The organism is Kangiella sp. (genome assembly GCF_048265365.1).
In the GTDB taxonomy this organism is placed as follows: domain Bacteria; phylum Pseudomonadota; class Gammaproteobacteria; order Enterobacterales; family Kangiellaceae; genus Kangiella.
Map to the genome: position 1 here is coordinate 77,114 of NZ_JBLXBT010000002.1, position 21,068 is coordinate 98,181.

At 43.3% G+C, this 21,068-nt stretch carries 22 protein-coding genes and 1 other RNA gene; 8 read left to right on the plus strand and 15 right to left on the minus strand.

The window, feature by feature from the left end; all coding sequences use genetic code 11:
• Window positions 1-413: 413 nt before the first annotated feature.
• The 7 genes from htpG to dnaX form a co-directional block, all read right to left on the minus strand.
• Window positions 414-2,318 (minus strand): molecular chaperone HtpG, encoded by a 1,905-nt coding sequence (gene htpG, locus ACN0VI_RS09585; protein ID WP_417446631.1) that lies wholly within the window; start codon window positions 2,316-2,318, stop codon window positions 414-416.
• A gap of 121 nt (window positions 2,319-2,439) precedes the next feature.
• Window positions 2,440-2,808, minus strand: a complete 369-nt coding sequence (locus tag ACN0VI_RS09590) for a hypothetical protein (RefSeq protein ID WP_417446632.1) — start codon at window positions 2,806-2,808, stop codon at window positions 2,440-2,442.
• Window positions 2,809-2,834: 26 nt separating this feature from the next.
• The gene (locus ACN0VI_RS09595) at window positions 2,835-4,445 is read right to left on the minus strand and encodes a S41 family peptidase (RefSeq protein ID WP_331890473.1); all 1,611 of its coding nucleotides are present in this window, start codon (window positions 4,443-4,445) and stop codon (window positions 2,835-2,837) included.
• Between the two features lie 132 nt (window positions 4,446-4,577).
• On the minus strand, window positions 4,578-5,210 hold the full coding sequence (locus ACN0VI_RS09600) for a class I SAM-dependent methyltransferase (RefSeq protein ID WP_331890471.1): 633 nt from the start codon (window positions 5,208-5,210) through the stop codon (window positions 4,578-4,580).
• Window positions 5,211-5,243: 33 nt separating this feature from the next.
• Entirely contained in the window at window positions 5,244-5,843 is a 600-nt protein-coding gene (gene recR / locus ACN0VI_RS09605) for a recombination mediator RecR (RefSeq protein WP_331890469.1), read from the minus strand.
• A gap of 406 nt (window positions 5,844-6,249) precedes the next feature.
• Window positions 6,250-6,579, minus strand: coding sequence for a YbaB/EbfC family nucleoid-associated protein (locus tag ACN0VI_RS09610; RefSeq protein WP_012800958.1), 330 nt, complete (start codon window positions 6,577-6,579; stop codon window positions 6,250-6,252).
• Window positions 6,580-6,603: 24 nt separating this feature from the next.
• On the minus strand, window positions 6,604-8,877 hold the full coding sequence (dnaX, locus tag ACN0VI_RS09615; RefSeq protein WP_417446633.1) for a DNA polymerase III subunit gamma/tau: 2,274 nt from the start codon (window positions 8,875-8,877) through the stop codon (window positions 6,604-6,606).
• A 290-nt stretch (window positions 8,878-9,167) separates the two neighbouring features.
• Between dnaX and ACN0VI_RS09620 the strand changes: the two genes are divergently transcribed.
• A complete protein-coding gene (locus ACN0VI_RS09620; protein WP_417446634.1) occupies window positions 9,168-9,656 on the plus strand; it encodes a hypothetical protein in 489 nt (162 codons plus the stop codon).
• A gap of 109 nt (window positions 9,657-9,765) precedes the next feature.
• Here the strand turns inward: ACN0VI_RS09620 and ffs are convergent.
• Window positions 9,766-9,862: signal recognition particle sRNA small type (gene ffs / locus ACN0VI_RS09625), an RNA gene on the minus strand.
• Between the two features lie 222 nt (window positions 9,863-10,084).
• Between ffs and rimK the strand changes: the two genes are divergently transcribed.
• Together rimK and ACN0VI_RS09635 are read left to right on the plus strand one after the other, a co-directional pair.
• Complete coding sequence (rimK, locus tag ACN0VI_RS09630) at window positions 10,085-10,999, plus strand: 30S ribosomal protein S6--L-glutamate ligase (protein ID WP_012800955.1); 915 nt, start codon at window positions 10,085-10,087, stop codon at window positions 10,997-10,999.
• Between the two features lie 14 nt (window positions 11,000-11,013).
• Window positions 11,014-11,442, plus strand: coding sequence for an ATP-dependent zinc protease (locus tag ACN0VI_RS09635; protein ID WP_331890620.1), 429 nt, complete (start codon window positions 11,014-11,016; stop codon window positions 11,440-11,442).
• Between the two features lie 75 nt (window positions 11,443-11,517).
• Here ACN0VI_RS09635 and ACN0VI_RS09640 read toward each other — a convergent pair whose 3' ends face one another.
• Window positions 11,518-11,817: a DUF6694 family lipoprotein gene (locus ACN0VI_RS09640; protein WP_331890619.1), complete on the minus strand. Its 300-nt coding sequence runs from the start codon at window positions 11,815-11,817 to the stop codon at window positions 11,518-11,520.
• Window positions 11,818-11,877: 60 nt separating this feature from the next.
• On the minus strand, window positions 11,878-12,384 hold the full coding sequence (locus tag ACN0VI_RS09645) for a GNAT family N-acetyltransferase (RefSeq protein WP_331890618.1): 507 nt from the start codon (window positions 12,382-12,384) through the stop codon (window positions 11,878-11,880).
• A gap of 65 nt (window positions 12,385-12,449) precedes the next feature.
• Between ACN0VI_RS09645 and ACN0VI_RS09650 the strand changes: the two genes are divergently transcribed.
• Window positions 12,450-13,205: an SDR family NAD(P)-dependent oxidoreductase gene (locus tag ACN0VI_RS09650; RefSeq protein WP_331890617.1), complete on the plus strand. Its 756-nt coding sequence runs from the start codon at window positions 12,450-12,452 to the stop codon at window positions 13,203-13,205.
• A 13-nt stretch (window positions 13,206-13,218) separates the two neighbouring features.
• Here ACN0VI_RS09650 and ACN0VI_RS09655 read toward each other — a convergent pair whose 3' ends face one another.
• On the minus strand, window positions 13,219-14,142 hold the full coding sequence (locus ACN0VI_RS09655; protein WP_417446635.1) for a hypothetical protein: 924 nt from the start codon (window positions 14,140-14,142) through the stop codon (window positions 13,219-13,221).
• Window positions 14,143-14,325: 183 nt separating this feature from the next.
• Here ACN0VI_RS09655 and ACN0VI_RS09660 point away from each other — a divergent pair, with 183 nt between their 5' ends.
• Together ACN0VI_RS09660 and ACN0VI_RS09665 are read left to right on the plus strand one after the other, a co-directional pair.
• Window positions 14,326-14,862, plus strand: a complete 537-nt coding sequence (locus ACN0VI_RS09660) for a hypothetical protein (protein WP_417446636.1) — start codon at window positions 14,326-14,328, stop codon at window positions 14,860-14,862.
• A 347-nt stretch (window positions 14,863-15,209) separates the two neighbouring features.
• Window positions 15,210-15,869 (plus strand): integrase core domain-containing protein, encoded by a 660-nt coding sequence (locus ACN0VI_RS09665; protein ID WP_417446637.1) that lies wholly within the window; start codon window positions 15,210-15,212, stop codon window positions 15,867-15,869.
• 180 nt (window positions 15,870-16,049) lie between these two features.
• On the opposite strand, the gene ACN0VI_RS09670 is transcribed toward ACN0VI_RS09665, so the two are convergent.
• Entirely contained in the window at window positions 16,050-16,577 is a 528-nt protein-coding gene (locus ACN0VI_RS09670; RefSeq protein ID WP_417446638.1) for a hypothetical protein, read from the minus strand.
• A gap of 447 nt (window positions 16,578-17,024) precedes the next feature.
• Between ACN0VI_RS09670 and ACN0VI_RS09675 the strand changes: the two genes are divergently transcribed.
• The gene (locus ACN0VI_RS09675; protein ID WP_417446639.1) at window positions 17,025-17,927 is read left to right on the plus strand and encodes a pseudouridine synthase; all 903 of its coding nucleotides are present in this window, start codon (window positions 17,025-17,027) and stop codon (window positions 17,925-17,927) included.
• 50 nt (window positions 17,928-17,977) lie between these two features.
• Entirely contained in the window at window positions 17,978-18,247 is a 270-nt protein-coding gene (locus ACN0VI_RS09680) for a DksA/TraR family C4-type zinc finger protein (RefSeq protein ID WP_417446640.1), read from the plus strand.
• A gap of 72 nt (window positions 18,248-18,319) precedes the next feature.
• Here the strand turns inward: ACN0VI_RS09680 and ACN0VI_RS09685 are convergent, their stop codons facing one another.
• The 3 genes from ACN0VI_RS09685 to ACN0VI_RS09695 all read right to left on the minus strand — a co-directional run bounded on the left by ACN0VI_RS09685 (window position 18,320) and on the right by ACN0VI_RS09695 (window position 21,065).
• The gene (locus ACN0VI_RS09685; RefSeq protein ID WP_417446641.1) at window positions 18,320-19,765 is read right to left on the minus strand and encodes a bifunctional 2-methylcitrate dehydratase/aconitate hydratase; all 1,446 of its coding nucleotides are present in this window, start codon (window positions 19,763-19,765) and stop codon (window positions 18,320-18,322) included.
• A gap of 95 nt (window positions 19,766-19,860) precedes the next feature.
• The gene (locus ACN0VI_RS09690; RefSeq protein WP_417446642.1) at window positions 19,861-20,613 is read right to left on the minus strand and encodes a 4'-phosphopantetheinyl transferase family protein; all 753 of its coding nucleotides are present in this window, start codon (window positions 20,611-20,613) and stop codon (window positions 19,861-19,863) included.
• The gene (locus tag ACN0VI_RS09695) at window positions 20,586-21,065 is read right to left on the minus strand and encodes an SRPBCC family protein (RefSeq protein WP_417446643.1); all 480 of its coding nucleotides are present in this window, start codon (window positions 21,063-21,065) and stop codon (window positions 20,586-20,588) included. The genes ACN0VI_RS09690 and ACN0VI_RS09695 overlap by 28 nt, the downstream gene beginning before the upstream one ends.
• Window positions 21,066-21,068 lie beyond the last annotated feature (3 nt).

Genomic DNA, 21,068 nt, shown 5'->3' on the forward strand with positions numbered 1-21,068 from the left:
CCATCACTCCTTTGATTCAATTGATGTTTTAAACAAGCATTGCTCAATGTGCTCCTTCATAACATCCTAATTTCGAAGTAATTTTATTACAAGTGATTATTTTACGAACAATAAAGAGCAGATCACCTAAAGGTGCTTCCTTCGGTCGCATCACAGGCATTCCCTTCGTTCGTACCACGGGCACTTCCTTCGATCGTACCACGGGCACTTCCTTCGGTCGTCTGAATCTAGTTCAGAATGACAGGATTATATTAATAGAGTCTGCGTGATTTTTATTTTGATACACATTTTGCTGGGATTCGCAGGCTCATCACCAGCCTACATCAAGCCACAGGATGGCAGTTGTAAAGAATTATGTACACGAATAAAAAAATGCCGCGATTTACGCGGCATTTTAATGATGGAAAGGAGTTTTAACTGGCTAGTTTTAGCAGCAGTTTATTAAGCTTTGTTGCGAAGCTGGCGGGGTCTTCTAACTGCCCAGCTTCGGCGAGTTGTGCCTGGTCGAACAGTACGTCGACCCATTCGTTGAACTGGTCTTGATCCTGTTCTTTTTCAACCAACTGAATCAAGGCATGTTCTGGGTTGAGTTCGAATACTGGTTTAACATCTGGCACGGGTTGACCAGCGGCTTGCATCATTTTGACGATCTGCAGTGGCATGTCGCCTTCGCCTGCTACGATACATGCTGGTGTGTTGGTTAGACGCAAGGTCACTCGAACATCGGCTACTTTGTCGCCAAGTACCTCTTTGACGCGCTTGACTAGGTCTTCGTGTTCTTTTGAGGCCTGCTCCTGGGCTTTCTTGTCTTCAGCATCTTCAAGGTTGCCAAGATCTAATGAGCCTTGTGTGACCGAGACAAATTGCTTGCCTTTGTATTCCTGCAAGTGCGATACCGTCCATTCGTCAATACGGTCGTGCATCAAGAGAACTTCGATACCTTTTTTGCGGAAAATTTCCAAGTGTGGGCTGTTTTTGGCAGCGAGGAAGCTGTCAGTAGCAATATAGTAGATCTTGTCTTGCTCTGGCTTCATGCGCTCAATGTAGTCATCCAAAGAGACGGTTTGTTCTTTGCTGTCGTTATGGGTTGAGCTAAAGCGGAACAGGCTGGCAATTTTTTCTTTGTTGGAGAAGTCTTCGCCGGGGCCTTCTTTCAAGACCTGGCCAAATTCGTTCCAGAACTGCTGATACTTTTCTTTATCTTTCTTGGCCAGCTGCTCAAGCATTTTTAGCACGCGGCTTACAGTCGCTGAGCGTAATGATTGCGTTACTGAGCTGTCTTGCAGAATTTCACGCGACACGTTAAGCGGTAAATCATTAGAATCAATTAATCCGCGCACGAAACGCAAATAAACTGGCAGGAATTGCTCCGCATCATCCATGATAAAGACACGCTGTACGTATAGCTTTACGCCACGCACCCGATCACGGTTCCACATATCGAATGGTGCTTTGGCTGGAATGTATAACAAGCTGGTGTATTCCTGCTTACCTTCAACCTGATTATGACTCCAGCTCAATGCATCCTGGAAGTCATGCGCAACATGCTTATAAAACTCTTGATATTCTTCGTCAGTGATTTCTGCCTTAGGACGAGTCCACAAGGCGGTCGCTTTGTTGACCACTTCAAATTCAGGTTGTTCAGGCTTGTCTTTGTCCTCACCTTGATGCACTTTATGCATTTCTACTGGCAAGGAAATATGGTCTGAGTATTTGCCGATGATGGTGCGTAGACGGTAATCCTCCAGGAACTCTTCTTCACCCTCTTTGAGGTGTAAGGTAATGTCGGTACCGCGAGTATCTTTGGTGGTTGGCTCAATGGTAAATTCACCATCGCCTGCCGATTCCCAGATCACCGCATGGTCGGCAGCCAGCCCAGCGCCACGCGTCACGACAGTAACTTTGTCGGCAACGATAAAGGCTGAGTAGAAACCAACACCAAACTGTCCAATCAACTTTGAGTCTTTTTTCTTGTCGCCAGTCAACTGACTCAAGAAGTCGGCAGTACCTGACTTGGCGATAGTACCAAGATGGGCAATGACCTCTTCTTCGGTCATGCCGATACCGTTATCAGATATGGTTAAAGTTTTTGTGTCTTTGTCTGTTGTGATGCGAATACGAAGCTCAGGATCATCTGCTAACAGACTAGCATCATCCAATGCCTTGAAGCGGAGTTTATCCGCTGCATCTGCTGCGTTCGAGATAAGCTCACGAAGGAAGATTTCTTTATTGGAATATAAAGAATGCACCATCAAGTGCAGGAGTTGTTTGACTTCAGTTTGAAATGAATGTGTTTGTTTTTCAGCCGCTACCGACATAACAAATCTCCGTTATCTGTTCAGTTATGAGTTCAGAAAGAAAGGTTGAAACTTGGATAGAATGTGGGGATTTGTTGGCTTGATTTCAAGGCCAGCCTAAACAATTAAGGCTAGTCAGCTTTTATGCCCTAGGGGGTAACTCTAGGATCTTACACTTAACGGTTTGCAATGGATACAGGGTATCGTTTTGAGAATCAAACAGATAGCAATTGTCGTCATACTTTAGCAGCTGAAACTGACGTGGCATTTCTTCAATACGACCCATCACTGGCAGGCCGTCTTTTTTGTGGGCTGCAATTTGAATAGAGAGAATATTGGTATTCGTTAGCACATCTTGCGCCAGAGTCACTGGGCGGTTATTAAAGATAGTCGAAACCACTTCGGTTAACTCCGCGGTGGTTTCGGCTGAAGGATTGGTAATAACAGCAGGCTCGGCATGAGCAGGATCAATGGTCTTGCAGGCCGAAGCCAACAAGACCGTTGAAACCATTGCTAATATCAGCCTGAAACTCATGACTATTTCGGCTCAGTCAGAATCAGGTTCTGCTTTAAGAACATCCGATCACGCAGTATTTGTGAGTTATAGAGCGAGTTTTGGTCATAAACATCGGAAGGTTTATAAGGTGCCTGATGCAATGATTTTGGAGATGATGCTGGACAGGTTCCCGTATCACGGAAATTTAAAGCTGCCGCTAATCTGGCTTCCTGCTCATTGCCTAAGGCGTTATTGAAGTCGTCGGCAACCACACAGCCGCGGACTACGTCTTCACCATTATCGCTACCAGCAATCACGAAGCCGTCAGCATAGTCGCCGAAGGCCTTGTCATTCTCACCACGGAACTGGATAGTGAAGTAAGTGGTACCACAGTTGTCAGTGGCATAGAAGCCATAAGGCTTACCACAGGTATCATCACCAATTAGAATCACTTCCACATCAACACCTCGAAGGCCATTGATGAATGCTTCACTGGCTGAACAAGTACCACCATCAGATAAGACGAACACTCGATTAAGGTTTAACTGAGGCAAGGCCTGACCTTGGTTCACTGAAAATCCTAACGAAGTATTGTAGAAAGGGGTTGGTGACAGAGTTTGACCAGTAACCGGATTGATAGTCGGATGCTTATCATTAAACACCGTTTGGCTATAGGTTCTTCCACTGGTTGCCGAGCTGCCCGCCACCATGTAAGCCAACTGGCTGGAAATGGCCAGGAAGCCACCGCCGTTATAGCGCAGATCTATAACCAGGTCATTAATGCCCTGAGTTTCAAAAGTGCTAAAGGCATCAATTAACTCTGCTTCTGCGTCGACAATACCGAAGGTATTAAAAGTTAGGTAACCCACATCACCACTGGCAGTCGCAATAATTTTTTCATTTTGTACCGGATCAGTGGTCACAATTTCCGAGTTCATAGTGATGGTACGAGTGGTACCGCCAATGTCTTCGACCAAAAACTCATGGCTTTCTCCAGCACCGTCTGGAAACAAACCAGCATTCAGAGTATCAACATCACTGCCATTGATCATGTCAACGCCGTCAACCTCAAGGATTTTCACGCCCCGCGTTAAGTTGGCAGTTGTCGCTGGAGAGTTTGGTTCAGTAAAAGCAACGCGGACATCGCGTGGCGGTGAAGATTGGAGCAATACCCACTCAGCGCCATAACCGGCAGAAGCACCTGATGATACCAGTTGCTCATAAACATCGGTGTCATACGTGTAATGAAAACGATCTTTGGGATTGCCTGATGGCGTTAAGGCAGTGGTTTTTAACACTGCAAAATAATCAAGTGGGTCATTAAAGTTGGCAGGATTCTGATCCTGGATTTCGTTATACCAAAGATAAGTATTGTTGCTCCAGGAACGAAGCCAATGGTTTTCATGCAAGGTTGAACCAGCCTTATCAGGCCATGGGTCGCCATCAATATCAGTCCCCGTTCTTGGCACTTCACAGAAATCTTTAAAGCTAGCCTCATCTTCAAATACCCCTTGGGTCCAGGACAGTTGCTCGTCCGTTGGTGGGGATGAATCAGAATCTGAGTCCGAATTACAACTGATCAAAATAAAGGAAAGAGAGGTTAAGCCAAGGATCTTTAGGCGATTCGCCCAGTTATTATGTTGTGTACTCATGCGCACCTACCTGAACTTAAGTAATAAGTAATGAAATGACGGCTGAATAGTATTTTTCAGAGATAAAAATACATTACCAGTTTTATGCCGGTCTGTGTAGTTTTTAAACGACAGTCTGATTAAACTATTGATTTATAACTTGCGAACCAGATTAATACCATCGCGTACTGTTAATACGACGTTTTCAACACGTGGATCGGTGACAATTAATTGATTGAGCTTATTAATGGCGATATCCGTTTCTGATTCTGGCTCTAAAACTTTGCCTGACCAGAGACAGTTATCAATCACCAATAATCCATTGGACTTTAATTTTGGGATTATCGCCTGGTAGTATTCCACATAGTTTTCTTTGTCGGCATCAAGAAAAGCCAGATCAAAGGTTTGATTAAGACTGGAGATAGTGTTCAGAGCTGGAGCAAGCTCAATAGTGATTTTGGAGCCATGAGTGCTGCGAGCAAAATAATCTTTGGCCAGCTTAGCCACTTCTTCATCAATATCGCAGGTTATTAACTGGCCATCGTCGGGTAAGGCTTCCGCCATAGAAAGTGCCGAGTAACCGGTGAACATACCAATTTCAAGAACTGTTTTCGCACCAGTCAAAGCTACCAACATCTTCAACAAGCGCCCTTCTATCTTGCCGGTTAGCATCTGCGCCATCGGCATGTTCGTTTCTGTGAATTCAGCCAGTTCTTTTAACAGCTCAGGCTCGTTACTGGTATAGAGCTTTGCGTACTCCTCAATCTCCTTATCGATAAAGTTCATCCTAACTCCTTATTTAAGTTTTCAGAATTAAAGCTAACGTCGATAGGGTTGGCGCCCTGAAAGTGAGTGCATCAAGGTTCCGCCATCAATGTATTCAAGCTCACCGCCAAGCGGCACACCCGAAGCAATACGTGACAGGATAACTTCATTCTTTTGTAACATTTCTGAAATGAAATGTGCAGTGGCTTCGCCCTCAACTGTCGAGTTGGTTGCCAAAATAATTTCCGCGGGCTTTTCCTCATCCACTAGACGCTTCAGTTGGTCAAGCCCTAAATCTTCCGGGCCAATACCATCAAGTGGCGATAAGTGCCCCATCAAGACAAAGTACTTACCCTTAAAACTTGCAGTAGATTCGATGGCGAACACATCAGCGGGGCTTTCAACGATGCAAAGCAAACTGTTATCGCGTGCTTGAGAATTGCAGATTCCACACAGATCATCTTCGGTAAAATCGCGACAGCGCTTGCAATGCTTCACACCGTTCATTGCAGCAACTAATGCTTCGGCCAATTGCTCGCCACCTTCGCGGTTACGCTCCAATAAAAAATACGCCATACGCTGCGCCGATTTATTACCCACACCCGGCAAACAAGTAAAAGCTTCAATTAATTTTTTTATCAACGGTGATTGCATTTAAGTGCCTGTAATAATCGTCTGTCATGCATAAACTTTACAAAAGAGCGATGCGTTTCGACGTAGGATTAGCCCCCTTGGGTACCCTACAGATCTTGCCACCTTAAGCTTTAACGCAAAATATTTTCGTGTGTTCGAGGCAGTTTCGCACGGAGAGCTTGAGCGTATAAAAATACTCAAACCCTACCTCTTCCCCTCACATACCGCGTTTTAACTCAGGATTTTTCTTTCTGAGCGAGGAAGTACTGCGCGCAAACCTCTACCCCAAAATATCGAGAAAGTTGCGGATTTTTGCTCAAGTTCGAGGCAAAACTGCGCGGAGAGACTGAGTGTATAAAAATACTCGATGTCTCGAGCACAGCTTTAACGAAGAAATTGAGCAAAAAGGCCAACTTCATCGGTATTTTTAAAATGGGAGGTTCATCCCTGGGGGCAAATTCATCCCCTTAGTCACTTCCGCCATACGCGCTTTAGTTGTCTCTTCAACCTTACGTACTGCGGCATTAACTGCTGCGGCGACCAGATCTTCGAGAAGATCTTTGTCATCTTCCATCAGGCTTGGGTCGATTTCGACGCGCTTAACGTCGTGACGGCCGGTCATGGTTACTTTGACCATGCCTGCTCCCGCTTCTGCGGTAACCTCAAGATTGCCAATTTCTTCCTGAGCTTGTTGCATTTTTTCCTGCATTTGTTGGGCTTGTTTCATCATGTTGCCCAAACCACCTTTACCAAACATAGTGACCTCTACTAATCAGTTAAATCATTGCTGAGCATCCAGATATTGGATACTGCTTTTATCAAGTTTTGCGCCAAACTTTTGCGCCAGTTGCTGCACAAAAGGATGCTGGGTAATCGTTTCGCAAGCTTTGCGATGTTTTGCTTTGGCGGCTCTTTGCCAAATCATGGCTGGTGTTGCCACTTCCGGTTCAGCAAATCGCCACTCTACTGTAACAGGCTTGCTGAAATAGTGCGCCAGTGCTTCTTCTATCGCTTGCTTTGCGGTCTCGGTACTCAGAATATCCTGAGCTGGCTCGACAGTGAGCTGTATTTTATCATCAGATAGCCATTGAGCTGTACTGGATTGTGCAATTTGATGATAAGTGCCGGTTAAATCCATCTTTTTAACGTGCTGCGACCACTTCAGCGCTTCTTCTGTAGCAGGTGGATCATTCTCTAATGGATCAGTCTGTTCAAGATCAGTCTCGTCCAAATCAGTCATGTGCTCACTTGCCTTTACCTGAACTGATTCAGTAGATTCCGAAGAAGTTGCTGAAGCCCTTTCATTCTCCTGGATTAATACCTCTGGTTCAGGTTCCTGCTCGATTGTATGAGGCTGTAATTGAAAACCATCATCATTCGATTGCTCAGGTTCGGCTACTTTAACTGTCTCAGCTTGTGCTGTTTCAGTTTGCGCTGTCTCAACAACTTTATGTTGAGCTGGCTGTACTGATTTTTCAGATGATGCGTCCCCATCATCTGAGAAGCTAAGTCCTAGTGCTGAGTGCAGGCTGGCCAGTGCAGCTTGCTCATTATCAGAAGACTGCTCCGTATTTTCTTTGATGCTGTTAGACGGTACTTCAACCACCTGCTCTTCTAGTTTTGATGGTTCAGGAGTTTGATATTGATCGATTATCGAATCTTCAGTTTTTTCATCATCACTGAATGAGGCGTAATCATCGGGATTGAATGGTGGTTCTTCGGGGCCATTGCTGGTTGATTGAGTTTCCTCATTTACGGTTTTTTTAGCAATGCTTGATTCAGACTTTTGTTCTTGTTTTGCTGCTTGCTCAGGCTCAGCTTTTTCAGAAGGTTCTTTTTCAACAGTAGAATTCTCAGCAGGAGCATTCTCACTAGGAACTTCTTGCGTAGCAGGCTCTGATGGCTTCAGGCTAACTTTTTTTTTTGCCTCTGAATCTAATGAGGTTTGGCTTGTGCTGTTGTGAACGACTTGGGAAGGTTCAAGTCGAAACGCCAACATTCGCAACAGTGCCATTTCAAGGCCCTGTCGTGGTGACGGTGCCCATTCCAGATCGCGACGAGCATGTAAGCCCATCTGATAATAAAGTTGTAAGTCATCGCTGGCAATTTTGTTCGCAAAGTCTTGAACATATGGGGCAGCTTGATCCAATAACACGCCAGTGCTTTGGAAAATAGCAATTTGATGAATGCGTGATAACAACTCTTTAAGTGCGTCGGCAAAATCTACAGGATAATGACTCATTTCAGCAATCGCATTGATTGCTTCTGCCGAATCTTTGTTGGCCAGTGCTTCGAGCAATTTGACCATAAACTGATGGTCAATTGTACCGAGCATAGTACGAATATCTTCTTCCTGAACTTTGCCCTGACCAAAGGCAATCGCCTGGTCAAGCAAGCTCAATGCATCACGCATACTGCCTTCGGCCGAACGTGAAATCAACTCAAGCGCTGGCGTCTCAAAATCAATCGTTTCTTGTTGCAGGATATAAGCGAGATGCTTAGAAATGGTTTGCTCTTCCATGTGCTTTAAATGGAACTGCAAACAACGCGACAGTACAGTCACCGGAAGTTTTTGCGGATCAGTGGTCGCTAATAAAAATATGACGTGTTCGGGCGGCTCTTCCAAAGTTTTTAACAGCGCATTGAATGAGCTGTTAGAGAGCATATGCACCTCATCGATAAGGTAAACCTTATAACGACCGCGCGTAGGCTTATATTGAACATTCTCTAAGAGCTCGCGGGTGTCATCAACTTTAGTTCGTGATGCCGCATCCACTTCAATCAAATCAACAAAACGCCCTTCGTCAATCTCAACACAGCTTCCACACTCACCACAGGGTTTTGAGGTTAAGCCGTTAGTTTCACAGTTAAGACATTTAGAAAGGATGCGCGCGATAGTGGTTTTACCAACCCCACGCGTGCCGGTGAATAAATAAGCATGATGCAAACGACCGCTTTCAATAGCATTGACCAGCGCACGACTAACGTGTTCCTGACCTTGTAATTCATCGAAATTCTTTGGACGCCATTTACGGGCGAGCACCTGATAGCTCATTTTTTAGTCAGTTTTATTTGAGTGATTGGTAAGTGGGCAAACAATAGCACAATTAGCCTTATCGAGAAAATAGAATAATCTTTCTCTATCACTCAGTATCAATAGATAAAAGCACCGACTCTTTCAATATCAGTTACTTAATCTACATTTTTACCAAAAGCTCCCCAGCTTGCCCGCTTTTGCCTGCTGTTTCGATCTACAAAGCGTCAATCGTCCACTATGGTGAATCTGTCATTAAGACTGAGCAATAAAGCTCGTTTAATCCATAAACAAATTTTTTGAGGTACACAATGAAAACGTTAAGCAAAGCCCTGTTGATTTCTGGATTGATTGCCACATCAGGAATAACTCAACCAGCTGATGCTGCTGGTAACTGTACTACCTGCGGTGGTTATTTCTACACAGCCATTTCGTATATTAATAACAATGGCATTACTAATTACCAATATATGTCAGTAGGCCCATTCTCAGATCAGGACTCTTGTTGGCAGGCAGTGAATGATGACTATGGTAACAATGATAACTGGCTACCCTTTGAAGGAAGCCCTAAATGTGTTTGGCGCTATGAAACCAATTACGAAGCCTATGACGATATCATTGAAGATTGGAACACTGTAAGCAACCCAACGAATCCCGGTGTCATAGTTGATAAAGAGGCTATTGCTAAAATTGTTGAACTTCGCGAAGTGTATAGAATGAAAGAATATGAAGCACAACTTCACAGTGTCATAACAGATCCAAACCATGACGAAGATGAAGATAACCATGTGAAGCGCTGATTTGATCGGCTTGAAACACACAGTTTTAAAGTCATGAAACACAAAAACCGCCAACTTGGCGGTTTTTTTTATTCCTACATCTACAGAAATAGATGTTAGAAATTAAAGACTCTGCTAGCCACACCTCGGCACACGAGACAGTTGCTACCGTTGCTCCCTTCCGGGCCTGGCGGGATTCACAACCTTACGTTGCGAGGGGACCAGCAGAGCCGGGCGCATTATCCCCCAACTAAAAAAAATTATAAACCCTTAATCTTAAAAATTTCCTTCTACTCTGAGTTCCGCAGAAGGAAAGTCTCTGCTTGTTTAATCGCTGTGCCCTTGATTTTATTTGTGATGGCCAAAGGGATCTATGCTATATTGACCAGCAATTGGTCAATCGGCCATTCAATTTATTGATATCACTCTAAGTACAATCTGGAAGGCACATGAAAATAGGTATTTTATCGCGTAATCCTCGCCTTTATTCCACCAAGAGACTGGTTGAAGCAGCAGAGGAACGTGGTCACGAAGCGCAAGTAGTTGATGTACTCAAATGCTTCATGAACATCACATCTAACCGCCCTACTGTACACAGTAAGGTTCAAGGCAAAGTTCGCCAGTTGGAGTTTGAAGCGGTCATTCCGCGCATTGGAGCCTCCGTAACTGCTTATGGTACTGCAGTATTACGACAATTCGAGGTGGGTGGCGTTTACTCGGTTAATGAGTCGATAGCCATTACCCGTTCGCGCGATAAGTTACGCGCACACCAACTACTAGCCCGTAAAGGTGTTGGCATGCCAATCACCAGTTATGCGCACTCGGTTGAAGCGACCGATGAACTCATCGAATCTGTTGGCGGTGCGCCTTTGATTGTTAAGGTTATCGAAAGTACCCACGGCAATGGCGTGGTATTGGCAGAGACCAATAAAGCAGCAGAAAGTTTGATCAATGCTTTTCGTAGCCTGAATGCAGACTTCCTGGTGCAAGAATTCATCAAAGAAGCTGGCGGCTCTGATATTCGTTGCTTTGTGGTTGGCGAGAAAGTGATTGCTGCCATGCAGCGTAGCGCCAAAGAAGGCGAGTTCCGCTCTAACCTGCATCGTGGAGGTAGCGCTCAAGTCATCAAGCTTAAACCGGAAGAACGCGCTCTGGCCGTTCGTGCGGCAAAAGTGATGGGACTGGACGTAGCTGGCGTCGATCTGATTCGTTCCGCACATGGTCCGCTCGTGATTGAAGTGAATTCATCACCCGGTCTTGAAGGTATTGAAAAAGCCACTGGCAAAGATGTTGCCGGTGCTATTATCCAGTTCATCGAAAAAGACGCTTTGAAAGGCCCTAATAAGCCGAAAGGCCGTGGCTAATTGAGATCAGCAATATGAGCAAGATAAGAGTCGGATGGAAAGAAAAAGCCAAGCTATCAGGGCTTGGCATTTCAAGCATTAAAATCAAAGTTGATACAGGCGCGAAAACCTCAAGCCTGCACGCCTTTGACATCAAAACCTTTGACAAAGACGGCAACACATACGTGTCATTCAAAACCTGTCCGCTTCGCCGTCACCCAAAACGAGTCTTCAATTGTGAAGCAGAAATGATCGACTATCGCAAAATCACCAGCTCCAATGGCCAAACCCAATCACGCTACGTGATACGAACCCCTATCACCATTGGTGATCAAACCTGGGATATTGATATTAGCCTAGCTAATCGCGAAAAAATGCGCTACAAAATGCTGCTTGGCCGCGAGGCAATGGAAAACATACTGGTTTCTCCGACAGAAGCTTACTTGCAGAGTCCTAAAGATTAAATATTGTAAGTTAACTTACTTGCAGGCATAAAAAACCCGGCTTAAGCCGGGTTTTTAAATCTTATTGAAAACTAATTACTTGTTACCGTTAGCCTGTTCAATAATCTCTTCTGCAGTTTTGCCATGTAGCTTTTCTTTAAGTTCTTTTTCGATTTTTTCTTCATCGCCCATAGAACTAAAACCGACCTGCATTGCAATACTCATTACAGCTTGACCCAATTCCATTTTTTCTTCTTCGGTCATGTCTTTCGTCATTTCCTCCATCGAAGCTTCCATGGTTTGGTCATTCGTTGCATCAAATGTAGGCTCACTGCTACAAGCCGCTACACCCAACGCCAAAAACAAAACAAAAATTGAACGGATTAAAATTGTCATACTGATTCCCTCTTATTAAGAGGCTTCATCTTACTTGAAAATAAACCCGTCTTCTAATACTTATTTCTGCTCATTTAAAAATAAGTCCATCACATAGTCATCCATCACAAAGCCTCCACCAATATCCACCACAACCTCATCCACAGTTTTAAATCCCATCCGTTTATAGGCCTCTATACTACCAGAATTGTATTTATTAACGGTCAGCTGTATCTTTGCGAAACCCATTGTTTTAGCCTGTTCAATGACAAACTCCATCGCCTGACGCCCTATGCCTTTCCCCCTGAGACTGGAGGAAACATAAATCTTGCTCAAGAACAAAGCCCCATCTTTAGGGTAAAAAGAAAGATACCCGACTAACGTTCCATCAAGCAAAACACTGTAATAAAAGGTCCCATCAGAAATCTGCTCCGCCATCGCTGAAACAGATTGATATTTCTTCAGCATATACTCAACTTGCTCAGAGCCAATAATAGGCGTGTAATGCTCGCGCCAGATGTCATTTGCCAGCTTAGCAATAGAGGGCAAGTCCGTTTGGGATGCCTTGTTAATCGTTACAGTCTTCATAAAACGTCTCATTTCCCTAAATAAGCCTTCACTTCTCGTTCACAGCGAAACGGAATAATAACAGCATGAGTATCGCGATTGTATTTGGCGCCAATGGTGGCATCGGCCAAGAGTTTGTCAAACAAGCTCTCGAACGCTATGCGGTAGTCTTTGCTTGCTCGCGTCCAAAGGAACCAACATCAGATAGCTCTCAATTGCCCGATATTAAGCCACTGGATAATGGTCTGGTCAAGGTTAAACTCAATCCACTTGATGAAGAAAAGTTACAGCGTTTTTCGCAGCATGTAAGCAATCAATACGGTCATGTAGACCTCATTATTAACGCAATTGGCATATTGCATGATTCAAAAGAACTGCAACCTGAGAAGAAAATAGAAGACTTTAAACTCGATAACTTTGTTGAGGTAATGACAATAAACGCCTCAACTACCGCATTAATAGCAAAGCACTTCATAAAACTATTGAAAAAATCAGACGCACAACCCGCCATATTAGCCAGCCTGTCGGCACGGGTCGGAAGCATCAGTGATAATCGACTGGGCGGTTGGTACAGCTATCGCGCCAGCAAAGCCGCGCTTAACCAAATCATCAAAACATTATCGATTGAAGTAGCTCGACGCAATAAAAACACCGCGATTATCGGGCTACACCCAGGCACAACCGACACGAAGCTGTCAAAGCCTTTCCAACAAAACGTCAAACCCGAAAAACTCTTCTCCACAGAGTATTCAGTGCGCAGGATGTTTCAAATCATCGATAACTTATTTCTTGAAGATAACGGAAAATTCTTTGCCTGGGACGGCTCAACCATAGAATGGTGAAGCCTTGAAAGAGTTAGGAACCAGCCTGGGCCAAATCAGCTTTAGTCTTGATGGTATTTACAAAAGTCTCATCTTCTTTATGATCATGCGGTGACAATAAATAAAAGCTGCCGCCATCATATGTTTCAACATAGATCTGGCTATAGCTAATAGCAGTTCCCTTTTCCTCAATTCCAACAAAAGAAACTTCAGAAAATGGTGCCGAATAGATATACAGCTCCCCATCAAGAGTCTCATAACTGATTACACGTGAGTTAGTGACAACATTGCCACCTTCCAGTATTGAAGTAAGACCTTCTGAGAAAAACAGCTCAATTTTTTCATCACTATTAATGATGTTGTTATCACGTAAAGTTTCGACATGAGATATAGAAAGTGTCTCTTCACTCATCAACGATGTAGGTACCCAGAATCCTGACTCAACAAGAAGAAAAAGCACAAGAACCAAGCTCAAAATTGTATTAACTGGTGTAGCCAGCCACCATGTTCGTTTGCTCGTTGACTTATAGTCTGGGTTCAGTTGTTTTCGTAAGCGGTGATACTTAAAGGCTGCTAAGGTAGCTTGAGTCAAAAGGACAGCAATAATTATTGCAATAACGACTCCAGAAGCTTTACCGGTTTGATTAATTTGAATAACTTTAGAGATAACGTAATATGACAGCATTAATAGCGCACTAACTCGGCTTTTATAATAAATGCCTATTGCTAAAAAAACACAAACTGCTACATCGTAGAAATATGATGAGTCAAGTATAGCAACTAGACCACTCTCATAATTAGTGACAATAGCCATGATTAAGGTTAAGACAGCAACGACAACAGTAGTCCAAAAGCCCCGCCTTATTTTAATTTTGCACTCTTCAAGTTCAGGCCCTATATCCTCACTGAACTTTACCTCATCAGCATCTTTACTATCGTTTTTAAAGTGATACTCCATACGCCCCCCTAAATACTTAACATTATTTTTATGTCTATAGTCATAGTCATCCGACTAAAAAGACATTCTAGCTAGATTATCCGGTCTGACAATTAATAATTGACCAGGGAGTCATGATATTTACATATTTTTCACATGCCGCCTGATAGCTTAATAACAAATTCGTGTTACAGGAGTTTCATTATGAGTCGTTTACTTTATGAGTCAGACAAGCTCAAACATGTACAAGCCACCTATGAGGATTTAAAGGCACACGGTATTGAAGACAGCGATCTGCACGTTATCGCTAAAAAACAAGGCAAAGTACTTCGCCGCGGATTAAATACAGCTAACTTCTGGTACAAAACCAATGTACTAAACGGTAGCTTCAAGGGGTTTATTGGCGGAACCCTAATTGGTTTAATTGTCGCGACGATACTGTATAACGCAGAAGCCCTTAACGGCTTGTACAGCACCTTTGGCTTTGTAGCCACAACCATATTATTGAGTGGATTTGGTACATGGTTAGGCGGTTTGTTAGGACTTGAAAGTAAAAACTACAAGTTACGTAAATATTATAACTTGGTAGAAGAAGGGAAATATTTATTATTGATAGATATAAAAGAACATGATTTAAAAACTGTTGTGCAATCGATTCATCTGAATCACCCACAACTAAAATTACTCAGCGATGAAATCGAAACCGTCATTCCATTCGACTTCATGCAAACAAGTCATTGAAAGTTTAGGCAGGTTAGCCTGATGGATTAGTCGTAGACCTTGAACGTTAAAGGTTCTTACCCTAGATATAAGATACCCTCCTAACCCAACTATCTTATATCGCTTTTAGCTCCCTCACCGGGAGCTTTTTTTGCAAACGATATTTTAAAAGTATGTTAGCATCGCCGGCTTTTGATTAAACACAAGCCAACATGTTAATTGTCGTTTTGATTTCCCTGTTAATCCAATATTGGTTTAAAGGATCATACAAACAATATGCAAGACATAAATCTAATAAACATGAATGTTTAAAGACTATAAGAATTCATAGGAACCAAAAGAAGCCCGACTGGGTAACTCAGGAAGTTTTGCGGTTAAAAGCTCATCTACCTCAAGCAAGTTGCCGTACTTTGGCTTATATTTTTAACAGACAGTTCAGGCACAAAGAGCAATCTGTTGGTAAAACGTTTGTCAGTTACACTATTCGTAACCATCTGTACGACATTCAGGTGCTACGCAAACAGATTAAAAGCCAACCACCCTACCATGTTGCTTTTAATCGTTACTGGGGAATGGACATTACCTTTGTGGACAACAAGCCTGTACTTGGTGTGATTGAACATCATTCTCGAAAGCTTATGGGGTTAATACCGCTCAGCTCAAAGTCGTCACTAAATATCATTAAGCAGCTTGTCAGGTTATTTCGTTATTCCAAGAAACCTTCAATAATTAGAAGTGACAACGAGGCTTGCTTCAATTCAAAGCTGCTCAAGCTCTTTCTAAAATTCGCTGGCATCAAACACCAAACGATAGAGAAACACTGTCCATGGATGAACGGTAGGGTTGAACGTTTATTTGGAACCTTTAAAACCACCATTGATGGATTACCGATTAAACCAGAAGAATTACCATTGCACTGTTACGACTTCCAGCAGTGGTATAACGTCATTCGTCCACACCAATCTCTCAATGGTGCAGCACCAGAAGAAATTTATTGGACTCAAGTAGGAAAGCGATATCGGCAGTAAAAAATACTATCACTTTATAGTACCAACTCACAGTCCGTAAGTTCGGTAGATGCCGAGTGCTTTAAATTCAAAAAACAGGTTGAATATTGAGCAGAAAACTATTGTAAAGTGAAAAAAGACTACTCTTTTTTATAGCGAAAACAAAAAAGCAAAGGTTGGTTTGACTATTTCTTAACCAAATCAACCTTGAAAAACTAAAGCAACACTGTAACGGACATGCGGACAGGACACCTTGTACTGATAATTACCATCGGGGTTTGAAGTAAACGAATAGTTAGTGATTGTGGGAGAAGTTATATACTTACTAACATAAGAGCCATTGCGATACTCGACTAGCTCGTACTCCCCTGACTCCATGCCGCTCATAATCATATTTGAAGATGCAGTCCAGGATACTGTATAGGATCCATTCGTACTTTTAATCACCGACACGCTTGGAGTCCCAGGAGGGGTTGGCTTCGGTGGAGGCTCATCGGTGTCACAACTCCCCGAGCTCACCTGATAATCATTGGAGTTATTACCCTTGCCACGTTTTTCTTTATTTTTTTTATTGCCCTTAGTGGGCTCTGTCCCATCAGAAGGGTCTTCAACACTATACGGATCTAAGCATATATATGCTTCAGCCGTAGCGGGTAAAAGAACGGTTACAAAAAAAAGTACGAATAAAGGTGCGCCAATCATGTAGTGGCGAAGTGACAAAAACTCCATGACAATCCCTCTCAAATCCTGATTATTAAAGTTGTTTTTTGCAGTTCTTATTTTTATTAACCGCAAGGTGTCGGATTTTAGTGAGGGTGTAAATGCGTGTCAAATCTGCAATGAATATAAAATAATGCAAATATGACTTATTTGTTTACAGTTAAACTATATAGCAAACAAATCACTTTTACTTAAGCAGCTAGTTAATTGATTTAACAAGCCGTTAGCGCATAGTGGACAATGCGCACTTGACTTAAGGGGTATATGAAATTTTCTAGTAAATTACTAGCAAATTCATAAGTCCTATAACCTGTGTCTCAATCAAGGCTTCTTTTAGGTAGAGCCGCTAATACTTTAAGACGCACACATTCAAGGATAATCACAAAAGCGCTGAAACTTTTTCTTTAGTCACCAAACACATACAATGTGGGTCTAATCAATGCATAGTATATTGTTGTGTCCAAAGCCGATAAACCCTCAAAAGTAACGCTTCCGGTTCAGAGCGGTTATCAGTCAGTCTTATCATTTCTGATTGATACCTTTCCTCATGTATTTGAAACTGAGTGGACGAGTCGAATGGCTGAAGGGAAGGTCTATTGGGAAAACAGCGAAAAAGTTACAGTCGATACAGAATATGACGCAGGTAGGGTTGTATATTATCACCGCGAGGTAGAACAAGAGCCGACGATTCCTTTTTCAGAGGTTATTATTGAGCACAATGAGCATTTTTTGATTGCTCACAAACCCCACTTCCTGCCCGTTATGCCGGGTGGCGTTTTTGTTAACGAGTGTCTACAACAAAGGTTAATCAATAAAACTGGCAACCACGACCTTCAAGCGGTTCATCGACTGGATCGAGACACCGCTGGACTTGTCATGTTTTCAACCAATCCGAACACTCGCAACCAATATCATCAATTATTTGCCCAGCAAAAGATTAAAAAACACTATCAAGCACTCGCAAAGACTCAAGCAGGCAAGTGTCTGAGCGATAAAAGTTGGCATGTTAAGAATTATCTGGCTCGCTCAAATCCTCAATTTCTTTTCCAAAATCTTGATACGCCTCCATATGATAAAGATGCTCAATATGCAGAGTCACTCATCCAATGCGAAGATGATAGCCATGAACTGGGACTGTTCACCTTATCCCCCATAACTGGGCGCACCCATCAATTACGCCTCCATATGATGTCCATCGGCTTTCCGATACTTAATGATCGTTTTTACCCTTCCCTACAGCCGAGACAAGCTGATAATTTCAAGCAGCCATTACAGTTATTGGCCCACAAACTGAACTTCATAGACCCCATCAGTGGACAGCAACGTGCTTTCACCAGCCCCGTGTCACTTGAAATTTAGACCAAAAGTCCCACAATAGTCAGTAACAGTCACCATTATTCCCTAATATTATGGCTTCAGGTTGGGCGCGCGAAGGCGCGGTACAGGAACAAATTGAAAGCACCATCAAAGATGGCGTTGAGCGTGCGCGCAACGAAATGAACCATGCCGGAGAGTCACTCACTCACTGTGAATGGTGCGATGCCAAAATACCTGAACTTCGCAGACAAGCAATAAAAGGCGTACGTTTTTGTATTCAGTGCCAGGAAGAGTATGAGAAAGAAAAACTAGCCTCCGCTGGCATGAATCGTCGAGGAAGCAAAGATAGCCAGTTACGATAAGGGATTGCTCTATTGAGATATTCCTAACCCCTCAAACATCTCCAGCCCAAGACCTGAAACACACTCTAAAGCTTATATCACCAGCAAGTTCATAAATTCATTAACCGGTGTCTCAAGGAAAGCCTCTTCATCGAGGCAAAGATCGATGATTTCCTGACCATGTTTTTTAGGGAATCGTGTGTAGACGTTCTTTTTGAATTTATCGATAAGCACTGGGATTCCTTCGTCGCGACGGAAGCGATGGCCGAGTGGATATTCCACTTCTATCTTGTCGGTGGAGCTACCATCTTTGAAATGGATTTGGATGGCGTTGGTGATGCTGCGTTTTTCGGGGTTGTGATAATCTTCTGAGTAATTTTTATCTTCCACCACTGACATTTTCTCACGTAGAGCATCAAGTCGTTCGTCGCCAGCGATATCATCTTCATAATATTCTGCAACCAAGTCACCGAACAGGAGTCCGCAGGCAACCATATATTGTAAGCAGTGATCCCTATCTGCAGGATTATGCAGCGGCCCTTCTTTGGAAATGATACGGATTGCAGATTCGTGCGTAGTAAGCTCTATTCGTTCGATACTGTCGAGTTTGTCTTTGATTTCATCATGTAATTGAATTGCCGCTTCTACCGCAGTTTGTGCATGAAATTCTGCGGGATAAGAGATTTTGAAGAGGATGTTTTCCATGACATAAGAGCCATAATCGCGCTGAAACTTAAATTCTTTGCCGCCAAATGACACATCATAGAACCCCCAACCTTTTGCGGTTAAAGCTCCCGGATAGCCCATTTCACCAGTCATGGTAATCATGGCCAAACGTACAGCCCGTGATGTGGCGTCACCTGCCGCCCACGACTTTCGCGATCCGGTATTCGGCGAGTGTCGATACGTGCGAAGAGATTGACCATCAACAAAGGCTTGCGACACTGCGTCAATGATGTCTTCTTTTTCGCCACCTAGCATGTGCGCAACCACAGCAGTGGAGGCAATTTTAACCAGAATGACATGGTCCAGGCCGACTCGATTGAAACTATTCTCTAATGCCAGAACTCCCTGGATTTCATGCGCTTTGACCATGGCTTCAAGCACTTCTTTCATGGTCATGGGTGAATAACCTTCGGCTAACGCTTGCCTACTGAAAAAATCTGCTACAGCTAATATTGCCCCAAGGTTGTCCGATGGATGCCCCCACTCCGCCGCCAGCCAGGTATCATTGAAATCCAACCAGCGCACCATGCAGCCGATATCGAATGCCGCTTTTATCGGATCCAGCTCAAACTGTGTTCCTGGAACACGCGCCCCAAACGGCACAACAGTTCCCGGCATGATCGGCCCAAGATGCTTAGTGCACTCAGGATATCGCAGTGCCAAGAATCCACAGCCTAAGGTATCCATCAAACAATAACGTGCGGTTTCCATCGCCTCATCACTACTCACCACATAATCGGCAACGTATTCGGCGATATCAACCAGAACCTGATCCGGTTGCTGACGAATATTTGACTCAACATTAGTGCTCATACTCATTCCTTAATCCATGTATTGAAGGTAATGGCTTCATACTAACGCTGAAAGTTATGATTGTCATCAGGAGTGAGCTGACTGCACAAATGATTTCAGTCTGCTGTTAAAGTTAATAACGTCACAATGGAACCCTGATACTTTTTATACCAACCTTGGAATATATCACCCTGAGTAAAGTATGGGTTAAGGGAGTCAATCAATTGTATGGAAAAGCGTGACCAACCCTCTCTGTTTTCGATAGTAGTTACCTGCGCTACAGAAAAGTCAAAAAAACGTTTTACTATAGGATAAAGTAATTTGTACAAGCTTTCTTTGGCCGAAAAGATCATCGTTAAAGCTTCGTTCTTTGTAAGGGGGAAGTGAGGCAATAACGAGAATTCAGACTCGGTTAGAATCTGACGCTTTATAACCGCATAACTCTCTTCGGAGATAAGTGGTTCTATATCAATTCCGATAGACCGAATCGTTTCACAGCTTGTCACAGCAGCTATGGCCACATTGCCGGTATGAGATATGGATCCGACAAAGCCCTTCGGGAAAACAGGCACTCTAGAATCTGCAGTCATCACTTGGCCTGGAGTTATCATACTTGCTGAACATTTCAAGCACTCAGACATAGCATTTTTTGCAGCTAGTCGACCGGCTAAATAGTCCGACTGACGCTTTGCAGAGGCTTCGAATACTTTATCAGGAATACTAATATCAAACTGTTGGAACAAATCTAAACTGCAGCATTCAGGGTCAAAGGAAACTGCTGATATGACACTGGGAATACTATCGGGAGCTCCAAAATAGAACTCCCGTGAAACAAACGGCTTCAACTGGCTTTTTTTACTCGCTGCCAACTGGCAAACCTTTCTTTTAAGCGCTCAACATCTTCACTGACCCGCTTAATTAATGTCTTGCGAATTAAATTATGCGGAATGATGCCGAAGAACTTACCTGGTGTTGCAGTAAAAACCCAATGTATCTTAACCTCTGATTCCGTTGGTACAAATGTGTAGTGTCCCTGATAACGCAGTGGGCCAGATAACGTTTCATAAGCATAGTGCTTATTTTTGTCGTACTCAGATACTTGTGCTTCAAAATTCATTTTTCTACTTAAAAAAGCAAAGTGAATAATATACTCCGTACCTTTTTGAATCGGCATATCAGGGTTTTTCAGAGTAACCTTGTCGCACGATGACTGCCACTCTTCATCGTTAACAGGGTTTGCCAGGTATTGATACACTTCATCAATGGTTCCCGGCAAGCTGTAATCCAAAACCACTGTAATATCCTTACTTTGTCCGCTCATTGT